Genomic DNA, 388 nt, shown 5'->3' with positions numbered 1-388 from the left:
ATGAATTTCCGTAGAAGAAAAATGCCCAGGAGCCGACGTTGATGGTCTGGGTATTGCTCGAACTGTTCGTGATGCTGCCAAATGTCTGAAGGCTGTCGCCGAGCGTGATGGCGTAAGCGGCTGCTCCGGCATCGTATCTTATCCCGGCAAGGGAGGTGTTCGCCGACGTCGATAGCGCGCCAGGGGCTGTGGTCCCGGCAAAGACTGCGATGTCGCTGTTGCCCGGCACGCCGGAATCCCAGTTACCCGGGGTGTTGAAATCCGTGCCAGGGCCATTCCAGGTCCGATCCGCTGCCAGCACCTGGCCCGGCTGGAGGAGCAGCGCGCCGGTGATGACGCCGGTTGCCAGTGCCTTTGCTGCAGGTCGGAGGCGGGGGGCGACGAGAGC

At 62.9% G+C, this 388-nt stretch carries 1 protein-coding gene; it reads right to left on the bottom strand.

The window, feature by feature from the left end; all coding sequences use genetic code 11:
- Positions 1-388, bottom strand: a 388-nt coding sequence (locus AB4Y92_RS26360) for a hypothetical protein (RefSeq protein WP_441822309.1), incomplete at both ends; no start/stop codon positions are given.

Source organism: Lysobacter sp. TAB13 (assembly GCF_052113885.1).
Taxonomy (GTDB): Bacteria; Pseudomonadota; Gammaproteobacteria; order Xanthomonadales; family Xanthomonadaceae; genus Lysobacter; species Lysobacter gummosus.
The sequence above is the reverse complement of the archived record's forward strand: the minus strand, read 5'-3'. Positions and strand labels throughout refer to the sequence as shown.